General features: G+C 65.5%; 22 protein-coding genes and 1 pseudogene. 14 read left to right on the top strand and 9 right to left on the bottom strand.

The genetic code is table 11. The features are described from left to right. Window positions 1-131 precede the first annotated feature (131 nt). The 5 genes and pseudogenes from QOU61_RS04465 to QOU61_RS04450 all read left to right on the top strand — a co-directional run bounded on the left by QOU61_RS04465 (window position 132) and on the right by QOU61_RS04450 (window position 6,989). Window positions 132-1,193, top strand: coding sequence for an MBL fold metallo-hydrolase (locus QOU61_RS04465; RefSeq protein WP_289656928.1), 1,062 nt, complete (start codon window positions 132-134; stop codon window positions 1,191-1,193). A gap of 112 nt (window positions 1,194-1,305) precedes the next feature. Next, window positions 1,306-1,872, top strand: a complete 567-nt coding sequence (locus tag QOU61_RS04460; protein ID WP_502876884.1) for a HEAT repeat domain-containing protein — start codon at window positions 1,306-1,308, stop codon at window positions 1,870-1,872. Continuing rightward, window positions 1,854-1,955, top strand: a pseudogene (locus QOU61_RS37325) (MBL fold metallo-hydrolase); the annotation flags it as partial. The gene QOU61_RS04460 and the pseudogene QOU61_RS37325, both read left to right, overlap by 19 nt. Window positions 1,956-2,117: 162 nt before the next feature. Next, entirely contained in the window at window positions 2,118-3,347 is a 1,230-nt protein-coding gene (gene hemA / locus QOU61_RS04455; protein WP_289656926.1) for a 5-aminolevulinate synthase, read from the top strand. Window positions 3,348-3,485: 138 nt separating this feature from the next. Next, a complete protein-coding gene (locus QOU61_RS04450) occupies window positions 3,486-6,989 on the top strand; it encodes a PAS domain-containing hybrid sensor histidine kinase/response regulator (protein ID WP_289656925.1) in 3,504 nt (1,167 codons plus the stop codon). Window positions 6,990-6,992: 3 nt separating this feature from the next. Here QOU61_RS04450 and QOU61_RS04445 read toward each other — a convergent pair whose 3' ends face one another. Continuing rightward, entirely contained in the window at window positions 6,993-8,414 is a 1,422-nt protein-coding gene (locus QOU61_RS04445; protein WP_289656924.1) for an MFS transporter, read from the bottom strand. Window positions 8,415-8,500: 86 nt separating this feature from the next. Between QOU61_RS04445 and QOU61_RS04440 the strand changes: the two genes are divergently transcribed. Continuing rightward, on the top strand, window positions 8,501-9,142 hold the full coding sequence (locus QOU61_RS04440) for a helix-turn-helix transcriptional regulator (protein ID WP_502876883.1): 642 nt from the start codon (window positions 8,501-8,503) through the stop codon (window positions 9,140-9,142). A gap of 2 nt (window positions 9,143-9,144) precedes the next feature. Here QOU61_RS04440 and QOU61_RS04435 read toward each other — a convergent pair whose 3' ends face one another. Next, window positions 9,145-9,816 (bottom strand): response regulator, encoded by a 672-nt coding sequence (locus QOU61_RS04435; RefSeq protein WP_289656922.1) that lies wholly within the window; start codon window positions 9,814-9,816, stop codon window positions 9,145-9,147. A gap of 382 nt (window positions 9,817-10,198) precedes the next feature. Between QOU61_RS04435 and QOU61_RS04430 the strand changes: the two genes are divergently transcribed. Continuing rightward, the gene (locus QOU61_RS04430; RefSeq protein ID WP_289656921.1) at window positions 10,199-11,824 is read left to right on the top strand and encodes an MFS transporter; all 1,626 of its coding nucleotides are present in this window, start codon (window positions 10,199-10,201) and stop codon (window positions 11,822-11,824) included. A gap of 79 nt (window positions 11,825-11,903) precedes the next feature. On the opposite strand, the gene QOU61_RS04425 is transcribed toward QOU61_RS04430, so the two are convergent. Next, window positions 11,904-12,368 (bottom strand): secondary thiamine-phosphate synthase enzyme YjbQ, encoded by a 465-nt coding sequence (locus QOU61_RS04425; RefSeq protein ID WP_289656920.1) that lies wholly within the window; start codon window positions 12,366-12,368, stop codon window positions 11,904-11,906. A gap of 9 nt (window positions 12,369-12,377) precedes the next feature. Then, the gene (locus QOU61_RS04420; RefSeq protein WP_289656919.1) at window positions 12,378-12,902 is read right to left on the bottom strand and encodes a hypothetical protein; all 525 of its coding nucleotides are present in this window, start codon (window positions 12,900-12,902) and stop codon (window positions 12,378-12,380) included. Window positions 12,903-13,360: 458 nt separating this feature from the next. On the opposite strand from QOU61_RS04420, the gene QOU61_RS04415 reads away from it, so the two are divergent. The 5 genes from QOU61_RS04415 to QOU61_RS04395 all read left to right on the top strand — a co-directional run bounded on the left by QOU61_RS04415 (window position 13,361) and on the right by QOU61_RS04395 (window position 15,942). Next, a complete protein-coding gene (locus QOU61_RS04415; protein ID WP_289656918.1) occupies window positions 13,361-13,726 on the top strand; it encodes an AtpZ/AtpI family protein in 366 nt (121 codons plus the stop codon). Between the two features lie 69 nt (window positions 13,727-13,795). After that, the gene (locus QOU61_RS04410; RefSeq protein WP_289656917.1) at window positions 13,796-14,545 is read left to right on the top strand and encodes a F0F1 ATP synthase subunit A; all 750 of its coding nucleotides are present in this window, start codon (window positions 13,796-13,798) and stop codon (window positions 14,543-14,545) included. A 51-nt stretch (window positions 14,546-14,596) separates the two neighbouring features. Further along, complete coding sequence (locus tag QOU61_RS04405) at window positions 14,597-14,827, top strand: F0F1 ATP synthase subunit C (RefSeq protein WP_027537362.1); 231 nt, start codon at window positions 14,597-14,599, stop codon at window positions 14,825-14,827. A 60-nt stretch (window positions 14,828-14,887) separates the two neighbouring features. Further along, on the top strand, window positions 14,888-15,457 hold the full coding sequence (locus tag QOU61_RS04400; protein WP_289656916.1) for a F0F1 ATP synthase subunit B: 570 nt from the start codon (window positions 14,888-14,890) through the stop codon (window positions 15,455-15,457). Then, window positions 15,457-15,942: a F0F1 ATP synthase subunit B family protein gene (locus QOU61_RS04395; RefSeq protein WP_289656915.1), complete on the top strand. Its 486-nt coding sequence runs from the start codon at window positions 15,457-15,459 to the stop codon at window positions 15,940-15,942. Before QOU61_RS04400 ends, QOU61_RS04395 begins: the two co-directional genes overlap by 1 nt. 103 nt (window positions 15,943-16,045) lie before the next feature. On the opposite strand, the gene QOU61_RS04390 is transcribed toward QOU61_RS04395, so the two are convergent. From QOU61_RS04390 to thrC, 4 genes are all read right to left on the bottom strand, one after another. Next, entirely contained in the window at window positions 16,046-16,672 is a 627-nt protein-coding gene (locus QOU61_RS04390) for a hypothetical protein (protein WP_289656914.1), read from the bottom strand. Window positions 16,673-16,841: 169 nt separating this feature from the next. Beyond that, complete coding sequence (locus QOU61_RS04385; RefSeq protein ID WP_289656913.1) at window positions 16,842-17,429, bottom strand: GNAT family N-acetyltransferase; 588 nt, start codon at window positions 17,427-17,429, stop codon at window positions 16,842-16,844. A gap of 50 nt (window positions 17,430-17,479) precedes the next feature. Then, window positions 17,480-18,769 (bottom strand): M16 family metallopeptidase, encoded by a 1,290-nt coding sequence (locus QOU61_RS04380; RefSeq protein ID WP_289656912.1) that lies wholly within the window; start codon window positions 18,767-18,769, stop codon window positions 17,480-17,482. After that, window positions 18,766-20,193, bottom strand: a complete 1,428-nt coding sequence (gene thrC / locus QOU61_RS04375; RefSeq protein WP_289656911.1) for a threonine synthase — start codon at window positions 20,191-20,193, stop codon at window positions 18,766-18,768. Before thrC ends, QOU61_RS04380 begins: the two co-directional genes overlap by 4 nt. A 919-nt stretch (window positions 20,194-21,112) precedes the next feature. On the opposite strand from thrC, the gene QOU61_RS04370 reads away from it, so the two are divergent. Together QOU61_RS04370 and QOU61_RS04365 are read left to right on the top strand one after the other, a co-directional pair. Further along, window positions 21,113-21,436 carry a heavy metal-binding domain-containing protein gene (locus QOU61_RS04370; protein WP_289656910.1) on the top strand — a complete coding sequence of 108 codons (324 nt, stop codon included), beginning with the start codon at window positions 21,113-21,115 and terminating at the stop codon, window positions 21,434-21,436. Then, complete coding sequence (locus tag QOU61_RS04365; RefSeq protein WP_289656909.1) at window positions 21,433-21,651, top strand: hypothetical protein; 219 nt, start codon at window positions 21,433-21,435, stop codon at window positions 21,649-21,651. Before QOU61_RS04370 ends, QOU61_RS04365 begins: the two co-directional genes overlap by 4 nt. Here the strand turns inward: QOU61_RS04365 and QOU61_RS04360 are convergent. Beyond that, the gene (locus QOU61_RS04360; protein WP_289656908.1) at window positions 21,648-22,217 is read right to left on the bottom strand and encodes a cysteine hydrolase family protein; all 570 of its coding nucleotides are present in this window, start codon (window positions 22,215-22,217) and stop codon (window positions 21,648-21,650) included. The two genes, QOU61_RS04365 and QOU61_RS04360, sit on opposite strands and share 4 nt — an antisense overlap. Window positions 22,218-22,312: the final 95 nt, after the last annotated feature.

Raw genomic sequence — 22,312 nt, 5'->3', positions numbered from 1 at the left:
CTCCTGTCCCGTTCCGGGACCCGGAAAATCCGCCCCTCCGGCTCCCGTCCGATTCGCTGTGAACGGGGGATGATGCCCTGACATGCCTTTTTCGGCTGGCGCTGCGCGGCCGGTGCAGCTAAGCCGATACCATGCATTCGAAGACAGACAGCGCGCAGTCCTCGGCGGAGGCATTGCGATACCCCTGGGAGAACCATCCCGGTCCCGACCAGGTCGTCGAGGTGATGCCGGGCGTGCTGTGGGTGCGGCTGAAGCTGCCGTTCCGCCTCAACCATGTGAACATCTACCTGCTCGCCGACGGCGACGGCTGGACCATGGTCGATTCCGGCTTCGGCAACGAGGAATCGATCGCCGCCTGGACCGCGCTGTTCGACGGTCCGCTCAAGGGCGTGAACGTCAGCCGGCTGATCGTCACCCATTCGCACCCCGACCATGTCGGCCTCGCGGGCTGGGTGATCGAGCGCTTCGGCTGCGCGCTGCACATGTCGCAGGTGGAATATCTGCAGTCGGTCTATCACCAGAACCGCGGCACCGAGGAGCGCCTCGACGCCCAGCGGCTGTTCTTCCGTCGCCACGGCATGGACGAGGGCCTGACCGACCTGCTGCTCGGCCGCGGCCAGGACTATCTGAAACGGGTCTCGGTGCTGCCGGCGTCCTACCGGCGCATCTCGCATGGCGACGAGATCTCGATCGGCACGCGGCGCTTCAAGGTCATCACCGGCGGCGGCCACGCACTGGACCAGGTGATGCTGTACTGCGCGGCCGACAAGCTGTTCCTCTCCGCCGACCAGGTGCTGAGCAAGATCTCGCCCAATGTCAGCGTGTGGGCGGTCGAGCCCGACCAGAACTCGCTCGGCGAATATCTGGCCTCGCTCGCGAGCCTCACCACCACGCTGCCCTATGACGCGCTGGTGCTGCCCGGCCATGGCGTGCCGTTCTACGGGCTGAAGACCCGCATCAAGCAGCTCGCCGACCATCACGAGGAGCGTTGCCGGATGATCGCGGATGCCTGCCGCGATACGGCGCAAACCTCCAAGGAACTCGTGCCGGTGGTGTTCCACCGCCATGCGCTGGACCCGCACCAGATGGGCTTCGCGGCCGGCGAACTGATCGCCCATGTCAACTACATGCTGGTCGAGGGCAGGTTGACCGCGAGCGAGCAGGACGGCGTTTTGCGATTTCGCACCACCTGATTTCCAAGAGGCGAGCAAGCTGTCCGCCAAACCAGAACCACCAATAACGCATGAGGCTATTCGTAGACTGGTCTCGCGCGACGATGACGAGGCCCTGGACGCTCTTCGTAGGTTGTCTGGAGCGAGCGATCAATTTCTACGGCGAACCGCTTTGGAAGTCATCGGCAAGCACAAACGCGGTCGTGAGCTCATCGCAAGCGTTTTGGACACCGTTCGTGACCCTTCTGACTACGTCAGGCGTACAGCTTGCGAGGTCATCGAACAATGGAAGTTGGTCGAAGCGCACGACCTGGTGCGGCCATTGCTGGCAGAGCCAGCGGCGTCCATGCGAGAGAGCGCACTTCGCGCTTTGGCTAAGATTTGGACTGACGCTGATTTTCAGCTGGTCTTCGAAATCTACAAGGAAGACCCCGAAATTGGCGTTCGCAGGGAAGCCGCCTGGACCCTAAGACAGAACCCCCATGCTGACAATTGGCAGGTGCTTTTCGATGCCCTTTGCGTAGACGCACTTCCACGGCATCGTACATGGGCCTGCGAACTGGCCGAGGCCTTTGGCGGCCCTAAGATCCTACCGGCCCTGTCATCGTTCGCAGATGACTGCGATGGCCACGTCCGAAAGGCCGCCGCACGCGCCAGGCAGATGGTAATTGGCCGCGGGCTTTCGCGGCCGGCGAACTGATCGCCCATGTCAACTACATGCTGGTCGAGGGCAGGTTGACCGCGAGCGAGCAGGACGGCGTGCTGCGCTTCAAGACCACGTGAGCGCGCATCTCGCCCGTTGATCCTTGTCAACCCGCAGCCCCTCGTTTCGGGTATCCCTTTCATCCGTCAACGGCTTAGCGGGGTTGGGATTCCGGCTCGACAGCAAAGCTGGAAAGGCTCTAAAAAGGGACCCGCCGCTTAAGGGGTTCCCTGGGTTCCGCGATGGATTACAGCAGCTTTTTTCACAATGCCCTCAACCGCCTGCATGACGAGCGGCGCTATCGCGTCTTCGCCGACCTGGAGCGGATCGCAGGCCGCTTTCCCCATGCGTTATGGCATTCCCCGCAAGGGCGCCGCGATGTCGTGATCTGGTGCTCCAACGACTATCTCGGCATGGGCCAGCACCCCAAGGTGGTCGGCGCCATGGTCGAGACCGCGACCCGCGTCGGCACCGGCGCCGGCGGCACCCGCAACATCGCCGGCACCCATCATCCGCTGGTGCAGCTCGAAGCCGAACTCGCCGACCTGCACGGCAAGGAAGCAGCCCTGCTGTTCACCTCGGGTTATGTCTCGAACCAGACCGGCATCGCGACCATCGCAAAACTCATTCCGAACTGCGTCATCCTGTCGGATGCGCTCAACCACAATTCGATGATCGAGGGCGTCCGCCAGGCCGGCTGCGAGCGGATCATTTTCCGCCACAGCGACATGGCTCACCTGGAGGAGCTGCTGCGCGCCATTCCGGCCGACCGGCCGAAGCTGATCGCCTGCGAAAGCCTCTATTCCATGGACGGCGACATCGCGCCGCTGGCGAAGATCTGCGACCTTGCCGAGCGCTACGGCGCCATGACCTATGTCGACGAGGTTCACGCGGTCGGCATGTACGGCCCGCGCGGCGGCGGCGTCGCCGAGCGCGACGGGGTGATGCACCGCATCGACGTGCTCGAAGGCACGCTCGCGAAAGCCTTTGGCTGCCTCGGCGGCTATATCGCGGCCAGCGCCGAGATCATCGACGCCGTGCGATCCTACGCGCCGGGCTTCATCTTCACCACCGCGCTGCCGCCGCCGATCTGCTCGGCCGCAACCGCCGCGATCCGTCACCTGAAGACCTCGAACTGGGAGCGCGAGCGCCACCAGGATCGCGCCGCCCGCGTCAAGGCGATCCTGACTTCGGCCGGCCTGCCGGTGATGTCGAGCGAAACCCATATCGTGCCGCTGTTCGTCGGCGACCCCGAGAAGTGCAAGCGCGCTTCCGACCTGCTGCTCGAGCAGCACGGCATCTACATCCAGCCGATCAACTATCCGACGGTCGCCAAGGGTACCGAGCGGCTGCGCATCACGCCCTCGCCCTACCATGACGACGGCCTGATCGACGGCCTCGCCGAGGCGCTGCTGCAGGTCTGGGAACAGCTTGGCCTGCCCCTGAAGCGCAAGTCGCTGGCAGCCGAATAGGCGCGCTCCCACACCGCCTTAACGACGATCCAAATTCCCGAAAATAAACGGGAATTTGGCTGTTGCCTGCGCGCGCGAGGCGTTAGATTTCAGCCAAACGGAGTTTTTCGGGGCGGCGGCACAAGGAGCCAGGCAGCGATGCTGCATGATTGGGGCGTGATCGCAGCCGCGTTCGGCTACATCGGGTTCCTGTTCCTGGTTGCGAGCCATGGCGACCGCCGCTCGCAGGTCCAGCGCGAGCGCGCGAGCGGCTGGATCTACCCGCTGTCGCTCGCGATCTACTGCACGTCCTGGACCTTCTTCGGCTCGGTCGGATTCGCCAGCCGCACCTCCGTCGACTTCCTCGCCATCTATATCGGCCCGATCGTGATGATCGGGCTGTGCACGCCGCTGTTCCGCCGCGTGATCCAGCTCGCCAAGTCGCAGCGCATCACCTCGATCGCCGACTTCATCGCGGCGCGCTACGGCAAGAGCCAGGCGGTCGCCGCCACCGTGGCGCTGATCGCGATCATTGGCTCGGTGCCCTATATCGCGCTGCAGCTCAAGGCGGCGGCCTCGTCGCTCGAAACCATCCTGAGCGAGGACCAGGCGGTCTCCCACATCCCGATCGTCGGCGACATCGCGCTGATGGTGACGCTGGCGATGGCCGCCTTCGCCGTGCTGTTCGGAACCCGGCATACCGACGCCACCGAGCATCAGCACGGCCTGATGCTCGCGGTCGCCACCGAATCGATCGTGAAGCTCGTGGCCTTCCTCGCTGCCGGCGCCTTCGTCACCTTCTGGATGTTCGATCCGCACGAACTGATCCAGCGCGCGCTGAAGACCCCCGAGGCGGTCCGTGTGCTCGACTACTCGCCTTCGGTCGGCAACTTCCTGTGCATGGTGGCGCTCGCGTTCTTCGCCATCGTGCTCTTGCCGCGGCAGTTCCACGTCAGTGCGGTGGAGAATTCCAGCGACGCCGAGATCAGCCGCGCGCGCTGGCTGTTTCCGCTCTATCTCGTCGCCATCAACCTGTTCGTGATCCCGATTGCGCTGGCAGGCCTCGTCACCTTCCCGTTCGGCGCCGTCGACAGCGACATGTATGTGCTGGCGCTGCCGATCGAGGTCGACGCCACCTGGCTCAGCCTTGCCGTGTTCGTCGGCGGCCTGTCGGCTGCGACCGCCATGGTGATGGTGGAATGCGTCGCGCTCTCGGTGATGGTCTCCAACGACATCGTGGTGCCGCTGGTGCTGCAGCGCGGCGGCAACGCGCATGAGGGCGCCGATTTCGGCGACTTCCTGCTGAAGTCCCGCCGGGTCGCGATCTTCGCCATCATGGTGATGGCCTATTTCTACTACCGCGCGCTCGGCAACACCCAGCTCGCGGCGATCGGCCTGTTGTCGTTCGCGGCGATCGCGCAGCTCGCGCCGGCCTTCTTCGGGGGGCTGTTCTGGCGCCGCGCCACCGCGCGCGGCGCGATGGGCGGCATGCTGGTCGGCTTCGCCGTGTGGGTCTACACGCTGTTCCTGCCGAGCTTCCTCGACAGCAGCACGGAAGGGCTGATGCTGCTCCAGCACGGCCCGTTCGGCATCGAGGCGCTGCGGCCGCAGGCGCTGTTCGGCGCCGACCTGTCGCCGCTGTTGCACGGCGTCCTGTGGTCGCTCGCGCTCAACCTCGTGACCTATGTGCTGCTCTCGCTGTCGCGCCGGCCGTCCTCGATCGAGCTGGTGCAGGCCGACCTGTTCGTGCCGAACACGCTGGCGCCGATCGCGCCGACCTTCCGCCGCTGGCGCACCACGGTCACCGTGCAGGACATCCAGACCACGGTCGCGCAATATCTCGGTCCCGACCGCGCACGGCAGTCCTTCGAGGCGTTTGCGACCAGCCGCCATATCCGGCTCGATCCGGCCGCGCCCGCCGATTTCGAGCTGCTGCAGCATGCCGAACACCTGATCGCGTCCTCGATCGGCGCGGCCTCCTCGCGGCTCGTGATGTCGCTGCTGTTGCGCAAGCGCACCGTCTCGGCCAAGGCCGCGCTGAAGCTGCTCGACGATTCCCACGCCGCGCTGCACTTCAACCGCGAAATCCTGCAGACGGCGCTCAACCACGTCCGCCAGGGCATCGTCGTGTTCGACGCCGACCTGCAGCTGATCTGCTCCAACCGGCAGTTCGGTGAATTGCTGGGACTGCCGCCACAACTGGTGCAGCTCGGCATGCCGTTGCAGGAGATCCTGGAATTCATGGCGGTGAGGAACGCCGATCCCGGCGACGGCGAAGCCGTGCTGGAGCGGCGCCTCGCCGCCTACACCACCGAGGGCGAGCCCTATCTGGAGCGCCTGCCGGACCGCCATCTCGTCATCGAGGTGCGCGCCAACCGCATGCCCGGCGGCAGCCTCGTCATCACCTTCTCCGACGTGACGCCGAGCTTCGAGGCAGCCGAGGCGCTGGAGCGGGCGAACGCGACGCTGGAGAAGCGCGTCCGCGACCGCACCGAGGAGCTGACCCGCCTCAACACCGAGCTTGCGCTGGCGAAGAGCGCCGCCGAGGACGCCAACATCTCAAAGACGCGCTTCCTCGCGGCGGCGAGCCACGACATCCTGCAGCCGCTCAACGCGGCGCGGCTCTATGTCACGAGCCTGGTCGAGCGGCAGAAGGGCGGCGAGGATTCGCGCCTGGTCGAGAACATCGACGATTCGCTGGAGGCGATCGAGGAGATCCTTGGCGCGCTGCTCGACATTTCCAGGCTCGATGCCGGCGCCATGACGCCGTCGATCTCCAGCTTCAAGATCGGCGACCTGATGCGCTCGCTCGAGATCGAGTTCGCGCCGATCGCGCGCGCCAAGGGCCTTGCGCTCACCTTCGTGCCCTGCTCGCTGCCGGTCAAATCCGATCGCTCGCTGCTGCGCAGGCTGCTGCAGAACTTCATCTCCAACGCCATCAAATACACCCCGCAGGGCCGCGTCCTGGTCGGCTGCCGGCGGCGCGGCCAGTCCTTGCAGATCGGCGTCTACGATACCGGCGTCGGCATTCCGATCCTCAAGCGCGGCGAGATCTTCAAGGAGTTCCATCGCCTCGAGCAGGGCGCGCGGATCGCGCGCGGGCTGGGGCTCGGTCTGTCCATCGTCGAGCGGCTGGCACGCGTGCTCAACCACGGCATCGCGATCGACGCCAATTCAGGGGGCGGCTCGGTGTTCTCGGTGACCGTGCCGACCGCGAAGGGCGTCAATCACACCGCCGCCGTCACCAGCGCGACGCCCTTGGCGCGCGCGCCGATGAGCGGCGCGCTGATCGTATGCATCGAGAACGACGCGGCGATCCTCGACGGCATGCGGACGCTGCTCACGGCCTGGGACGCCGAGGTGATCGCGGTCAGCGAGCCCGAGGCCGCGATGGAGGCGATCGAGGCCGCCGGCGGACGGGTCACGGGACTGCTGGTCGATTATCATCTCGACCGCGGCAATGGGGTCGCCGCGATCCGCGAAATCCGCCGCCGGTTCGGCGAGACGATCCCGGCAATCCTGATCACGGCCGACCGCAGCCCGCATGTGCGCCTTGCCGCGCGTGACGAGAAGATCGCCGTGCTCAACAAGCCGGTCAAACCGGCCTCGCTGCGCGCGCTGATCGGACAATGGCGCAGCCAGCAGATGGTCGCGGCGGAATAAGCCTTACGACAGGCCGGCTTGAGCCTTGCGCAGCGCACGCAGGCGGAGCCCGGCCGCAAGGGCGAGCATGGCCGACACCACGAAGCTCGCGGACACCCAGAAGGCGGCCTGCACCATCGTTGCATCCGCGGTCGCGGCTGACAGGCCGCTGGCACTTGCGATCAATCCCGCGATCGCGGCGCCAAACGCAAAGCCCATTTGCTGGATGGTCGGCACCGATGAGGCCGCAACCACTTCATCGCCCGCCTTGGCGCTGTCCATGATGCGATGCGCGACGAGCGGCCAGCACTGGCCGATACCGGCACCCAGCATAGCGATCGCCACGACCAGCAGCACAACGGGCGCCGCGCCGTTCGGACCGAGCAGCCCGATCGCGGCAAGACTCGCCCCCATGATCGCAGGACCGATCAACATCAGGCGGTCCGCCCAGCGGGCCGACACTCCGGCCGTCAGAAGCGAGGCGGCGCTCCAGCCCAGCGAGGCACTCGCGACGGTGAAGCCGGCCGAGAGCGGATCGAAGCCATGCAATTGCTGCAGGAACATCGGCACGTAGATCTGCAGCGGACTGAAGTTGATGCAGAGCAGCAGCGCGAGCCACAGACCGACGCCGGTGCTCGTGCGCCAGGAGAACGCGTCGCTTGGCAGCAGCCGGGGCGATGCCAGACGATCAAGCCGCAGCATCGCGACAAACGAGGCGATCGCCGTGACGATCAGGCCAAGCTTCAAGAATGACGATCCGACAGCAGAGGTGACCGACGTCGCGGCGATAGCAAGGCAGATCAGCGCAACACGGCCGAGAGGCACGCGCGCCGACGAAGCGGGCCGCGCCGCCGTGACCGGCGAGAGGACGAAGAAGGCTGCGGTCGCCAGCACCACGGCGGTCGCGGCGCTGGCGACAAAGGCACCACGCCAGCTGGCGAAATGGGCAAACGTCCCGCCGACCAGCGGGCCGATCAGCACCGACATGCTCCAGCTCGTCGACATCAGCGCGATCGTTCGCGACCACATGTGCTCCGGGAACGTGCCCCGGACCAGCACATAGGCGACGGCGGCCTCCAGACCGCCGCCGAATCCCTGGATCAGCCGGCCGGCCGCGATCCAACCCATCGCCGGCGCCAGCGAACACAGCGCAGCGCCCATACCGAAGATCGCAACCCCCACGCAATAGACCCGCCGAGCGCCAAGCGCAGTCGAGAGGACGCCGACACAGCTTGCCGCAACAATGGAGGAAGCCAGGTAGGCGGTGGTCGGCCAACTCAGCATTGTGACGCCGCCGAGTTCGCCGACGATTGACGGCAACACCGTTGTCAACATCAGCACGTTCATGGATTGCAGCAGCACGCCGCCGAGCAGGATGGTGAGCGTCGGAATCCATTCCCGCTTGAGGAGCGACCGCCACCCCTCCCGGACCACATCCTGCTTCATGGCGGAAGCCTCCTTCCGGACTGACGCTCCGGCAGTTGCCCGCGACAGAAATCATGTTATTTTAAATAGCATCTTGTTTCTAAAATATGCCCGTGAGTCAAGACGACACCCGCAGCCAGGATCGCATCCTGTTCCAACTGAAGGCGCGCGGCCCACAGACCGCCGCCGGTGTCGGCGCGCGCCTCGACATCACCCCTGCCGGCGCGCGTCAGCACCTCCTCAAGCTCGAAGCGGCGGGCCTCGTCGAGAGCGACGATCAGCGTGAAGGGCGCGGACGGCCGCGGAAGTATTGGCGTTTGACAGCGCGCGGCCACGGGCGCTTCCCCGACCGCCATTCCGACCTCACGCTGGATCTGCTGCGGTCGATGCACGAGGTGTTTGGCGAGCGCGGTCTGGAAACGCTGATCGCGCATCGCGAACGCGCCAGCATTGCCGACTACCGCAAGGCGGTCGGAACGCGGGGCTCGCTTCGACAGAAACTCTCAGCGCTCGCCCGGATCCGGAGCCAGGAAGGCTACATGGCGAGCGTGGTCAAGGACGCAGACGGCTTTCTTCTGGTGGAGAACCACTGCCCGATCTGCGCGGCGGCGGCGGCCTGTCAGGGCCTTTGCCGTTCCGAGCTTGCCGTGTTTCGCGCTGTGCTGGGCACCGACGTCATGATCGAGCGCGTCGATCACATCCTTGCCGGTGCGCGGCGCTGCGCGTACCGAATCACGCCGGCCGCCTGAGGTCAGGTCGTCGGCGTGGCCTGGCGCCACTGGCCGCCGGCGATCTTGGCGGCGGCGATCACCGCCTGCGTCCGGCTCTCGACGCCGAGCTTCTGCAGGATCGCCGAGACGTGCGCCTTGATGGTCGCCTCGGAGACGCCGAGCTCATAGGCGATCTGCTTGTTGAGCAGGCCCTCCGACAGCATCATCAGGACCCGCACCTGCTGCGGGGTCAGCGTCACCAGGCGGTCGCGCAGCCGCGTCATTTCGGGATCGGCGGCCGACGACAGGTCGGTGTCCGGCGGCACCCAGACGTCACCCTCCATCACCTTGAGGATCGCATCGCGCAGCGTTTCGACGCCGAAGCGTTTTGGGATGAAGCCGGAAGCGCCGAAGTCGAGCGAGCGGCGGATCGTGCCGCTGTCATCGCTCGCGGACACGATCACCACCGGCACGGCCGGATATTGCGCGCGCAGATAGATCAGCCCCGAGAAGCCCGAGATGCCCGGCATCGAAAGGTCGAGCAGGATCAGGTCGACGTCGGAATCCTGCTCGAGCAGCGCCGTCAGGTCCTGGAACGAACCGGCCTCATCGATCTTCGCCTGGGGCACGACTCCGGTGACGGCCTGCCGCAGAGCGTCGCGGAACAGCGGGTGGTCGTCGGCGATTACGAGACGGGTGCTGGCTGCAGTCATTTATTCCTTCTGAATGCTGTGACGGCCGGCAGGATCGCGCAACTCACGAGCCCAAAGGGAATTGGATTCTCCCCTTCCGAAACGTGGCATGCAAGCACACAATGTATGTTTGCGTATGTTTGCAAAAACGCAGTTAATCCAACGCCTTGTGCGCCGCAATAGCACGGCGCCGCCGGCCTGCGGTTGATCGCTACCAATTGCACGCGACGCGTGCGGAAAAGGCCAAAAGTCTTATATGGCGGGCCTTCACAGCGATGTTACCTTGGGGCGAACCCCAGGGTGGATCCGGCAGAGTCCGGATGGGGATTGCTTTGCATCAACGTTTTCGGGGAGCGAAATCCAGATGTCTACGATGGTTGCAACTCATACCGGTGCGGGAGGGATGACGAAGGACGAACGCTTCGTGATCCTCGCTTCGTCACTAGGTACCGTCTTCGAATGGTATGACTTCTACCTCTACGGCTCGCTCGCCGGAATCATCGGCGCGCAATTCTTCTCGGCCTATCCGCCGGCAACCCGCGATATCTTCGCGCTGCTCGCCTTCGCCGCCGGCTTCCTGGTCCGCCCGTTTGGCGCCATCGTGTTCGGCCGGATCGGCGACATCGTTGGCCGCAAATACACCTTCCTCGTCACCATCCTGATCATGGGTCTATCGACCTTCATCGTCGGCCTGTTGCCGAACGCGGCCACGATCGGCTTTGCCGCGCCGGTGATCCTGATCGCCTTGCGCCTGGCGCAGGGCCTGGCGCTCGGCGGCGAATATGGCGGAGCGGCGACCTATGTCGCCGAACACGCGCCGAACGGCAAGCGCGGCTACTACACCTCGTTCATCCAGACCACCGCGACGCTCGGCCTGTTCCTGTCGCTGCTGGTGATCCTGTTCACCCGCACCGCGATCGGCGAAGCCGACTTCGCGGTGTGGGGCTGGCGCATTCCGTTCCTGGTATCGGTGCTGCTGCTCGGCATTTCGGTGTGGATCCGGCTCCGCCTCAATGAATCGCCGATCTTCCAGAAGATGAAGGATGAGGGCAAGAGTTCGAAAGCGCCGCTGACCGAAGCCTTCGCCAACTGGAGCAATGGCAAGCTCGTGCTGCTGGCGCTGCTCGGCGGCACCATGGGCCAGGGCGTGGTCTGGTACACCGGCCAGTTCTACGCGCTGTTCTTCCTGCAATCGATCCTGAAGGTCGACGGCTATACCGCCAACCTCCTGATCGCGTGGTCGCTATTGTTCGGCACCGGCTTCTTCATCGTGTTCGGCATCTTGTCGGACAAGATCGGACGCAAGCCGATCATCCTTGGCGGCTGCCTGATCGCGGCGCTGACCTTCTTCCCGATCTTCCGCATGATCACCACCAACGCCAACCCGGCGCTGGAGAAGGCGATCGAAGCGACCAAGGTGGAGGTGGTGGCCGATCCCGCAGGCTGCGGCGACCTGTTCAACCCGGTCGGCACCCGCGTGTTCACCGCGCCCTGCGACACCGCCCGTGCCTTCCTGGCGCAGTCGTCGGTCAAGTATTCGACCGTCGCAGCACCTGCAGGTTCAGGGGTCAAGGTGACGGTGAACGGCAAGGAAGTGCCGTACACCGACGCCAAGGCCGGCAACCCGGCCGTCGCTGCGGCCGTTGCCGCCGCCGGCTATCCGAAGGCGGGAGACGCCGGCATCGTGAAGATGTCCAACCCATTCGACATCTTCCGTCCACAAGTGGCTGCGATCATCGGACTGCTCTTCATCCTGGTGATCTTCGTCACCATGGTGTACGGGCCGATCGCGGCGATGCTGGTCGAACTGTTCCCGACCAAGATCCGCTATACCTCGATGTCGCTGCCCTATCACATCGGCAACGGATGGTTCGGCGGATTGCTGCCGGCAACCGCCTTCGCGATCGTGGCCTCGACCGGCGATATCTATTCCGGTCTCTGGTATCCGATCATCTTCGCCGCGATCACCGCGGTGGTCGGCTTCTTCTTCCTGCCGGAAACCAAGGACGTCGACATCAAGTCGACCTGAGGAATCGCCGGGCGGCCGCCGCCCGGCGCAAACGCTTCTCGCAACACAACCGGCCGCGGAGCAATCCGCGGCCGGTTTGTCATTCAGTGCCGCCCGTGAACTGCAAGACGATTTCGCGCCGGTGCGGGCGGGCGCGGTGCTCGATCAGGTAGATCGCCTGCCAGGTGCCGAGCGCGAGCCTGCCGCCGATGACAGGCACGTGCAGCGAGGTCGCCGTCAGCATCGTTTTGACATGCGCCGGCATGTCGTCGGGACCTTCGGTGTCATGGCGCCACCCGGCATTTTCCGGCGCCAGCCGCGCCAGCGCCGTCGTGAGGTCCTCAAGCACGGTCGGATCGGCATTTTCCTGGATCGTCAGCGACGCCGAGGTATGGCGGATGAACAGCGTCAACGCCCCCTCCTTCGCGCCGATCTCGCGCACGAAAGCCGTGACCTCGCCTGTCAGATCGGCAAAGCCGCGGCCGCGGGTCTGGACCACGAGCTGCGACGAGGCGATGCGGGTCGCACCGACGATCGAGGGCGCGGAACGCGAGATCGAATTCACGAGCGTGTCTCAAATCTTGCCGGAGACATCCTTCTGCACCCGGTTGGCCATCTCCATCAGCCGCCGCCACGCGCGTTCCAGGAACGACATCACGCGGTCGACATCCTGGTCGCTCGGCAACGGAATCTCGATCTTGCGCGCGCCGTCGGCTACCTTCGGCTCGGCCTTGTTCAGCGGGTCGGATTTCGGCAGCGGCTCGTCGATCTTGCCGGTTACCGTGGAATCGTGCTCCGCGAGCCGCGCCTTCAGCTTTTGGTTTTCCGCCTGCAGCCGGCCGATCTCGGCATCGAACGCCGCGCGCTCGTCCGGCACCACATAGCAGGCCCACCCCTGCTCGGAATTGGTGCAACTCGACACCGCGCCGGTGCGGGTATCGAGCCGCATCACGCCGCCGGTCACGAGCGACAGCGTATAGCGGCCGTTCTCATTGTCCGGCAGCCCCTCTTCGGCGCGCATCGCGCTCGCCGTCACACAGCAGGCCACCGCGACCACCGCGACGAGAGCGGCGGGAAACTTCGAGGACGGTGTGCTCATGACGTTGCTCCGCAAAACCCTTCCCCGATCCTATACCTGCGCTCCCTGCGGCGCACGGCTCACCTTCAACGCATGAAAGCGGACGTTCGATCCGGCAGCGGCCCTGCCACAGACTGCCGACGCGACGGAAAGCCGCGCGTCCCGCCTTGCGATGGGACCACCCGGTGCGAAAAATCGCCGCTGTCCTCGCTCGCGACGGACCGCACCGGGGCCGGCCGCGACACGGCCGGAACGGCCGTCGGCAGGTGACCGGATCGATTCCATGCCGCTGCGCTGTGCGATGCGGCGGCAGCATCGCGGCCAGCTGCCGGCGCGCACAATTTTCGCAATCAGGTCAAGGTTTTAGGTAGTAGAGCCGCAATCTTGACTTGGTTGGACGTGGTCAGTATGGTCCGCGCGGCTTTTAAGGGCGACGGGCGTTATTTTCATTCACCCGCTTCGTTTCGGGGCTCTGCAGCATGGCTGAAGGCACGGACGATAGTGAGAATGGGGATCGCGACAAGTCCGACGAAGCTGCGCTTTCCGCAAGGCTCGGAAGTCTCGACCAGCGGTTGTCCGAAATTCGCGGCAGCCGCCAGCTCAGGACTGATCAAACCGCCCATGAAAGCGGAAACGGGGCTGCCAGGGCATCGGCCATGGCGCGCGGTTTCCAGCTTTCCTCGGAGTTGATCGCCGGCGTCGTTGTCGGGGGAGTGATCGGCTGGGGCATCGACCATTGGCTGTCGACGTCGCCGTGGGGACTCATCGTGTTTTTTCTGCTCGGCTTCGTCGCCGGCGTGGTCAACGTGGTGAGGTCTGCGGGCGTGGCTCGAGGCAGGCACTGAGCGCTGGCGGGAAGTAGAGACGTTTGCAATTCGATTGCCGGCAAAGGCCGGCGAACCAAGGCCGCGCGGATGAAAATCGACCCGATTCATCAGTTCAACATCGAGCCCCTCTTCACGATCGGCCATATCGGCAATCACACGATCGCCTTCACCAATGCCTCGCTCTACATGTTCGTGGCCGTCGGTCTGATCGGCGCGCTGATGCTGGCGAGCGGTCGGCAACTGGTTCCCGGGCGGCTGCAGTCGGTCGCCGAAATCACCTATGAATTCGTCGCCTCGACGATCCGCAGCACCGCCGGCGCGGAAGGCATGAAGTTCTTCCCGCTGGTATTCTCGCTGTTCATGTTCATCTGCGTTTCGAACCTGGTCGGCATCATTCCCTACACCTTCACGGTTTCGAGCCACATCATCGTCACCGCGGCCTTGGCGCTGCTGGTGTTCTTCACCGTCCTGATCTACGGCCTCTACAAGAACGGCCTGAAGTTTTTCGGCATCTTCGTGCCGTCGGGCGTTCCGATCTACATCCTGCCGCTGGTCATGTTCATCGAGATCCTGTCGTTCTTCCTGCGGCCGGTCTCGCACAGCGTGCGTCTGTTCGCCAACATGCTGGCCGGCCACATCGCGCTGAAAGTGTTCGCGGGGTTCGTCGCGATGCTCGGCGTCTCGCTCGGCGCCATCGGCTGGGTCGGAGGGGTGATGCCGCTCGCGCTCACCGTCGCGATCTACGCGCTCGAGATCCTGGTCGCGTTCCTGCAGGCCTATGTGTTCGCGATCCTGACCTGCATCTACCTCAACGACGCCATTCATCCGGGACACTAAGCGGTCCGGGGAATTTCCACCCACCCTTCGTCTTTTTCCTAAGGAGCTAAAATGGAACCGGCAGCAGCAAAACTTATCGGCGCGGGCATCGCGTGCATCGGCATGGGCGGTGCGGGCGTCGGCGTGGGCGTCATTTTCGGCAACTACCTTGCCGCGGCGGTACGCAATCCGTCCGCCGCGCAGGGTCAGTTCGGCAACCTGATCTTCGGCTTCGCCGTGACCGAAGCGCTCGGCATCTTCTCGCTGCTGATCGCGCTGCTCCTGCTGTTCGTTCCGCTCTGAGCTGCCCCTTCGCGCCGCCTCGAGCCGAGGCGGCGCGCCTGACAGCAACAGGAGAAACCCATGGCTGAGAGTCATGGCGCAGCAAAGGGCCCGAAGACGGGCGCCCACACCGAGGCCGATGGTGGCCACGGCGGCGGATTTCCGCCGTTCGATTCGTCCACCTTCGCCTCCCAGCTGGTGTCGCTGGCGGTCGCCTTTGTCGCGCTCTATCTGATCGTCTCGCGGATCGCGTTGCCGCGGGTCGGCGGCATCATCGATGCGCGCCAAAACGCGATCGACGGCGACCTCGCGCAGGCGCAGAAGCTGAAGGACGAGTCCGACGCAGCGCTGAAGGCCTATGAAAGCGAGCTCGCCGCGGCGCGCTCGCGGGCGCAGGCCATCGGCAGCGAGACCCGTGAAAAGCTCAACGCGGCCGCCGAAGCCGAGCGCAAGTCGCTGGAACAGAAGCTCGCGGCCAAGCTTGCGGACGCCGAGAAATCCATCGCGGCGACCCGCAGCGCGGCAATGAGCAATGTCCGCGGCATCGCCGCCGACGCCGCCGGCACGATCGTGCAGCGGCTGGTCGGGATCGCGCCGGACGGCAAGTCCGTCGACGCGGCGGTCGACGCTTCCTTGAAGGGACAGGTCTGATGTTCGCCGAGCCGGAGTTTTGGGTTGCGGTTGCATTCGTCATCCTGATGGGCGTGTTCGCCTATCTCGGTGTCCATCGCACGATGCTGACCGCGCTCGATCATCGCAGCGCGCGGATCAAGGCCGAGCTCGACGACGCGAAGCGGATAAAGGAAGAGGCCGCCAAGCTGCTCGCCGAGTACAAGGACCGGCGCGCCAGCGCCGAGCGCGAAGCGCAGGACATCATCACCAACGCCAGGGCCGATGCCGAGCGCATCGCCACGGAGGCCAAGGCGCGGATGGAAGACTTCGTCGCCCGCCGCACCAAGACCGCCGAGGGCAAGATCGCGCTGGCCGAGGCCCAGGCGCTCGCCGATGTCCGCGCCGCGGCGGCGGAGGCGGCGATCCAGGCCGCTTCCACCATCCTGTCGCAGTCGGTGAAAGGCGAGGTGGCCGACAAGCTGCTTGCCAGGGGCATCGACGAGGTCAAGGCCAAGCTGAACTGAGAAGCTCGACCAGGGCCGACTCCCTCTCCAAAAAACCCGGCGCAGGCTTCCGCGCCGGGTTTTTTTCATGGCCGCCGGCGGCGCCGGCAAAGCCGCGACAGCCTCACGGCTTCTTCTTTTTCGAGGGCTTGGCCTTGGGCTCGGGCGCCAGCGCCTGCGGGTCGAAGCCGAGATAGAAGATGTAGGAATCGGCAACCGCGCCCGCCGGGGCGGGATAGACCAGATCGTCGATCACCATCGTGAACGGCACGCTGCCGTCCTCCGACATCTCGACCGTGGTGCGGTAGGCCTTGGTGGCGATCACCTTCTCCGTCACGCCGCCCTGCACCACGGCGACGCGCAGGGGGATCTCGACCGAGGCCGGCGCGCCGGCCGGCCCGGCAATGACCCGGCCCTGGATGCCGATTCGGGCGGTAATCTCGCCATTGGCCTTGGTGCAGTCGCGCGCGGTCTTGGCGATCGAGGCCTGGTAGCGCAAGTCGTTGCCGACCGCGGCCTTGCCCTGCGCGCCCACCGCATAGGTCGAGGCGCCGGCGCGGATCGAGACCGGCGGGCAGTTGTCTTCCGCCTGCGGCTCGGACGAAACCGCCGGCGCCTGCGGCGGCGGCTCGTCCGACTTGCCGCCGAACAGGCTCTTGAAACGGTCGGTGAGCGACTGCGCCGCCGCCGGAGGGGCCGCGAGGCCGCCCGCCAACGCCAGCGAGAGGGCGGCTACGCCCACGATTTTCATATGCGCCTTGTCACCCATCGTCCTTGACCTGCTCAAGCCGACCGCCAGTTCCCGGCCTTATAACAGGCCGATGACGGCGAACCCAAGGCGCCGGCAAGCCCCTTGCCAAAGAGCCCCTTGCCAAAGAGCCCCTTGGCAAGACACCAGACAAGGCATCTTCCTGTGTTCATCAGCCGCGAAAATCCTCGTGCAGCAGGCCAAACAGCAGGTGGTCCTGCCAGACGCCATTGATGCAGAGATAGCGCCGCGCCAGCCCCTCACGCGTGAAACCGCATTTCTCCAGCACCCGGATCGAGGGCGAATTGGAGGGGATGCAGGCCGCCTCGATGCGATGCAAATTGAGCTCGCCGAACAGGGTCGGCAGCAGCACCCGCAGCGCCGCGGTCATGTAGCCGCGGCTGGCATGCGGCTCGCCGATCCAGTAGCCGATGGTGCCGGCCTGCACGATGCCGCGACGGACATTGGCGAGCGTGATGCCGCCGATCATGACCCCGTCGGCCTCGCGGAAGATGATGAACGGATAGGAGCGGTCGGCGGCGATGTCCTCGGCATAGCGGCGCAGCCGGCGCCGGAACCCGGAGCGGGTGAGATCGTCCGACGGCCAGATCGGCTCCCACGGCGTCAGGTAGTCGCGGCTCGAATCCCGCAAATGCGCCCATTGCAGGTAGTCGGACATCAATGGAGAGCGCAGCAGCAGGCCGTTGCCGCGCGGCGCGAGCGCGGCGGGGCCAGCGGATGGCAAACGAAACAGGGCCATGAGATGCTCCCCGGGGCTCCTTGCCGCGATCCTAGTACAACCGCGACATCCTAATGCAACCGCGACCTGACGGTCGGCCGCGTCAATCCTTCCGCAAAAGCGACCGCGGTGTCCAGCCCTCTTCCGCTGCCGAGTGCGACCACCGCGGGATGGCTGCGGGCCAAAAGCGCGCGCGCCGCGCTGCGCGTCGATTCGACGCTCACCGCGTCGATCCGCGCCACCAGTTCCTCCACCGTCTGCGGCCTTCCATAGGCGAGCACATGGCGCGCGAGCTGTTCGGCCCGCGACGAGCAGCTTTCCAGCGCCATCAACAGCCCCGCCTTCATCTGCGCCTTGGCGCGCGCGATCTCGGCCTCGGTGAGGGTCTCCACGGCATCATTGATGACGTCGACCACGACTTCCATCATCTCGGGCGCGTCCGCCGGATCGGTGCCGGTGTAGAGGCCGAAGAAGCCGGTGTCGGTGTAGGGCGCGTGAAACGCATAGATCGAGTAGCACAGGCCGCGCTTCTCGCGCACCTCCTGGAACAGCCGCGAGGACATGCCGCCGCCGAGCGTGTTGGTGAACACCTGCAGCGAGAACAGCGACGGGTCGGTCTGCGGCACGCCCTCCAGCGCCAGCGTCAGATGCGCCTGCTCGAGCTCGCGATGCACCACGCGCGAGCCGCCCTTGCCGAACCGGGCCGCCTGCGGCTTCGGCGCCGGCTGCGCGTCGAAGCTCGAAAAGCGCTGCGCCGCCTCCTCGACCACGCGCCTGTGGTCGACGGCGCCGGCCGCCGCCACCACCATCTCGGGCCCGCGGTAATGCATGGCGAGATAGCCGCGCAGCATGTCGCGGTCGAACCGCTTCAAGGTCTTCGGCGTGCCGAGCAGCGAACGGCCCATCGGCTGGTCGGGATAGCAGAGCTCGTTGAGATGCTCGAACACCACGTCGTCGGGCGTGTCCTGCGCAGCGCCAATCTCCTGCACGATGACGTTCTTCTCGCGCTCGAGCTCGTCGGGCACGAAGGAGGGGTTGGCGAGGATGTCGGAGAGCACGTCGAGCGCGAGCGGCACGTCCGCCTTCAGCACCCGCGCATAATAGGCGGTGGTCTCGGTCGAGGTGCCGGCATTGAGGTCGCCGCCGACCGCCTCGATCTCCTCGACGATCTCGCGTGACGAGCGGTTGGCCGTGCCCTTGAATGCCATGTGCTCCAGGAGGTGCGAGATGCCGTGCTCGTTCGGCTTCTCGTCGCGGCCGCCGACGCCGGTCCACACCCCGAGCGAGGCGGTTTCCAGATGCGGCATGGTGTCGGTGACGATCGTGAGTCCGGACGGCAGCTTCGTGATTTCGACGCTCATCCGGCAACTCCCTGCTTGGCCTGCTTCGCAGCCCGACTGACCGATTTGACGTAGCGCTCGACCTCGCCCTGGTCGTTCTTCATCACTGTGAGCTGTTCCTGCCTGGTCATCAGCCCGTCGAGCCACGCCGGCAGCGGCGGCCGCACGCCGCAGGCGGCTTCCACCGCATCGGGGAATTTGGCGGCATGCGCAGTCGACAGCACGATGTTGGGGATCCTCGAATCCGGGTAGTCGCGGTCGGCGACCGCAAGCGCGACCGCCGTGTGCGGATCGACGAGATCGCCGGCCTCGCGCCAGGCGGCACGGATCGCGGCCGCCGTCTCGGTCTCGTCGGCGCGGCCGGCATCGAACTCCTCGCGGATCGCAGCCAGCATCGCATCCGGCAGCACGAAGCGGCCGGACTGCTTCAACGATCCCATCAGCCGGCGGATCGCGGCGGCGTCGCGGCCTGACGCCTCGAACAGCAGGCGCTCGAAATTCGAGGAGACCTGGATGTCCATCGAGGGCGAGGTGGTCGCGTGCACCTCGCGCACCTCGTAGATGCCGGTCTTCAGCGTGCGCGGCAGGATGTCGTTGACGTTGGCCGCGATGCGCAGCCAGCGCACGGCCAGGCCCATGCGCTTGGCGACATAGCCGGCGAAGATGTCGCCGAAATTGCCCGTCGGCACGGTGAAGTCGACCGGACGGGCCGGCGCGCCGAGCGCGACTGCGGAGGTGAAGTAATAGACCACTTGCGCGACAATGCGCGCCCAGTTGATGGAGTTGACGCCGGACAGTGAAACCTCGTCGCGGAAGGCGTGGTGATTGAACATTGCCTTCACGATCGCCTGGCAGTCGTCGAAGGTGCCTTCGATCGCGAGCGCGTGGACATTGCCGGCGGCCGTCGTCGTCATCATCCGCCGCTGCACGTCGGAGATGCGTCCATGCGGGAACAGCACGATGAGGTCGACATTGGAAAGGCCCGCGAAGGCTTCCACCGCGGCGCCGCCGGTGTCGCCCGAGGTTGCGACCACGATGGTGGTGCGCTCGCCGCGCTTTTCCAGCACGTGGTCCATCAGGCGCGACAACAGCTGCATCGCCACGTCCTTGAAGGCGAGCGTCGGCCCATGAAACAGCTCGAGCAGGAACTGGTGCGGGCCGACCTGGCGCAGCGGCACAACGGCGGGATGGCGGAAGGTGGCATAGGCCTCGTTCGCCATGCGTCCGAGATCGGCGTCGGAAATCTCGCCACCGACGAAGGGCCTGATGATGTCGACCGCGACCTCCCAGTACGGCCGGCCGAAGAAGCCGGCGATGGTTTCGGGCGCAAGCTTCGGCCAGGCCTGCGGCACGTAAAGGCCGCCGTCGCGCGCGAGCCCGGTCAGCATCACGTCGCAGAACGAGAGTTCCGGAGCCTCGCCCCGTGTGGAAACATACCGCGCCAAGCCGCCCTCCAAAGGCCGGCCAACGATCCAAGCCCTTGATTTGATTGATCTCTTTGCTCCGACGCAACGGAGCCCAAGGGCGGCACCATAGAGCGTTTTGCCATCGAGGGGAAAGGGCTTGTTCTGGCTTCCTCGCAGCTGTCGTCGCCCGGCTCGACCGGGCGACCCAGTATTCCAGAGACGTCCGTGAGTGGCCGCGGCGTACTGGATGCCCCGCATGCGCCGGGCATGACCGTGAGATATGACTGCACATTCCCGCGGCGGATCGCGTCCGGGTTTTGCCTCACATCGCGTCCTCGAAAACGGAGGGCGCAGGGAATGCCGGGTGTCTTGGCGCACCCGCAGCCTCGCGTGCAGCAAAGAAAAGCACACGAGTTAGTCACCACAGGTACAGCCGCAATCACCGGCATCCCCTGCGCGAGTGGTTTTAACGGTTTCCTTCGTGCTCTCCCCGGTGACCGGGCTTTCTTGCCACCGTCATTTGCGAATTGTCGTTTCACAAACTTGATCCCAGCGTCGGGGGATCAGGACCACACGACTTCGCCGTCCGCGTGATGCCGTTCGTCTCGTGGCATCATCGCGTCCATCGCATCCCGCACCCAACGTTCGTGACGATCGCGAAACGCCCCTCCTGGCGGAGGCGGGACGCGCCGATTGAAGCCACTGATTTGCCCGACAAACCAAGCGGAATATTTTTCGCGCAAGGACTGGACGACCCAAATCACGTTGAATCGCCTCGCGAAATTGGTTTTTCGGCGCATGTGATTTAGCCGCAATTCGAGATGGCAAGATCAGCGCCATGTCAAAATCAAATTGATCGGCCCACTGATCAGACGGGGACGCGCGGGTCCTACCCGCATCGAACGGTCTTGAGCTAGGGTTATACCAAACGAGAAATCAATCTGAGCGGGAGGCGCAATTGATCGTGGTAACAACGGAGAACGTGACCGGGCACCGAACGATCCGGATGCTGGGGCAATGCTTCGGCGTGGTCGTCCGCAGCAGAGGAATCGGCGGTAACCTCGTGGCAGGGCTTCGCTCGATCGTGGGAGGCGAGATACACGAATATACCCAGATGCTGGAGGAAGCGCGCCGCCATGCGCTGGATCGGCTGGTGCAGAACGCCAGCGCCATGGGCGCCAATGCCATCCTGATGATGCGCTTCGACAGCGCCGAGATCGGCAACACGATGAGCGAGATCGTGGCCTATGGCACAGCCGCGGTGATTGAGCCTGTGGCATGACCGGGCTCGCCATCTGGCTCGGCGGCATTGCATTCGTCGTATTGATCTGGCTCCTGTTCCGGAAGGGCGGCTACAAGCGCACGCCACTCGATGCTCCGCCGGGGCCGGAATGGGTCAAGACCGACGAGCGCTTCGTCGATCCGACCTCCGGCGAGACGCTTGTGGTCTGGTTTCATCCGGCAAGCGGCGAGCGCGTTTACGTGCGTGCGCGCTAGCCGGCAAGCGCCGCGATCGCCTCCGCCGACGTCACGATGGTGGCGAACTCGCCGTTGAGGTTCGCGAGCGTCATGGCGTGGATGGCCTCGGCCGCATGCGCGTCACCGTCGGGGCCGATACGGTCGAAAGTCCAGGTGGCGTCGCGCACGAGACGCGCGTCGAAGCCGAGATTGCCGGCCATCCGCGTCGTGGTCTCGACGCAGTGATTGGTGGTGGCGCCGCAGATCACGAGCCGCGTGATATCGGCCGCGCGCAGCCGCGCCTCGAGATCGGTGCCGATGAAGGCGCTGTTGACCCGTTTGACGATGACGGGTTCGCCTGCGCGCTCGCGGGCCTCGTCCCTGACCGCATAGCCGCTGCGGTCGGGCAAAAAGGACGAGTTCGGCTTGGTGCCTTCATGACGGATGTGGAAGATCGGCGCGGCACGATGCCTGAACGCCCCGAGCAGATCGGCGATCCGCATCACCGCATCGGGATTGTTGCGACGCTTTCCGGCCGCCTCCCACTCGTCGAACGCGCGCTGCACATCCACGACGATGAGAGCCGTGCGCGATGAATCCGCCATGTCGATCCGCCTCCGGACTTGCCTGCGCGAGACTCGCATATCCGCGGGCGCTTCGAAACGGCGCATTGGCCTCGATTTCGGACGTTTTTGTGCCT

Source organism: Bradyrhizobium sp. NP1 (assembly GCF_030378205.1).
Lineage (GTDB): Bacteria > Pseudomonadota > Alphaproteobacteria > Rhizobiales > Xanthobacteraceae > Bradyrhizobium.
This window is presented reverse-complemented; position numbering and strand designations above follow the sequence as displayed.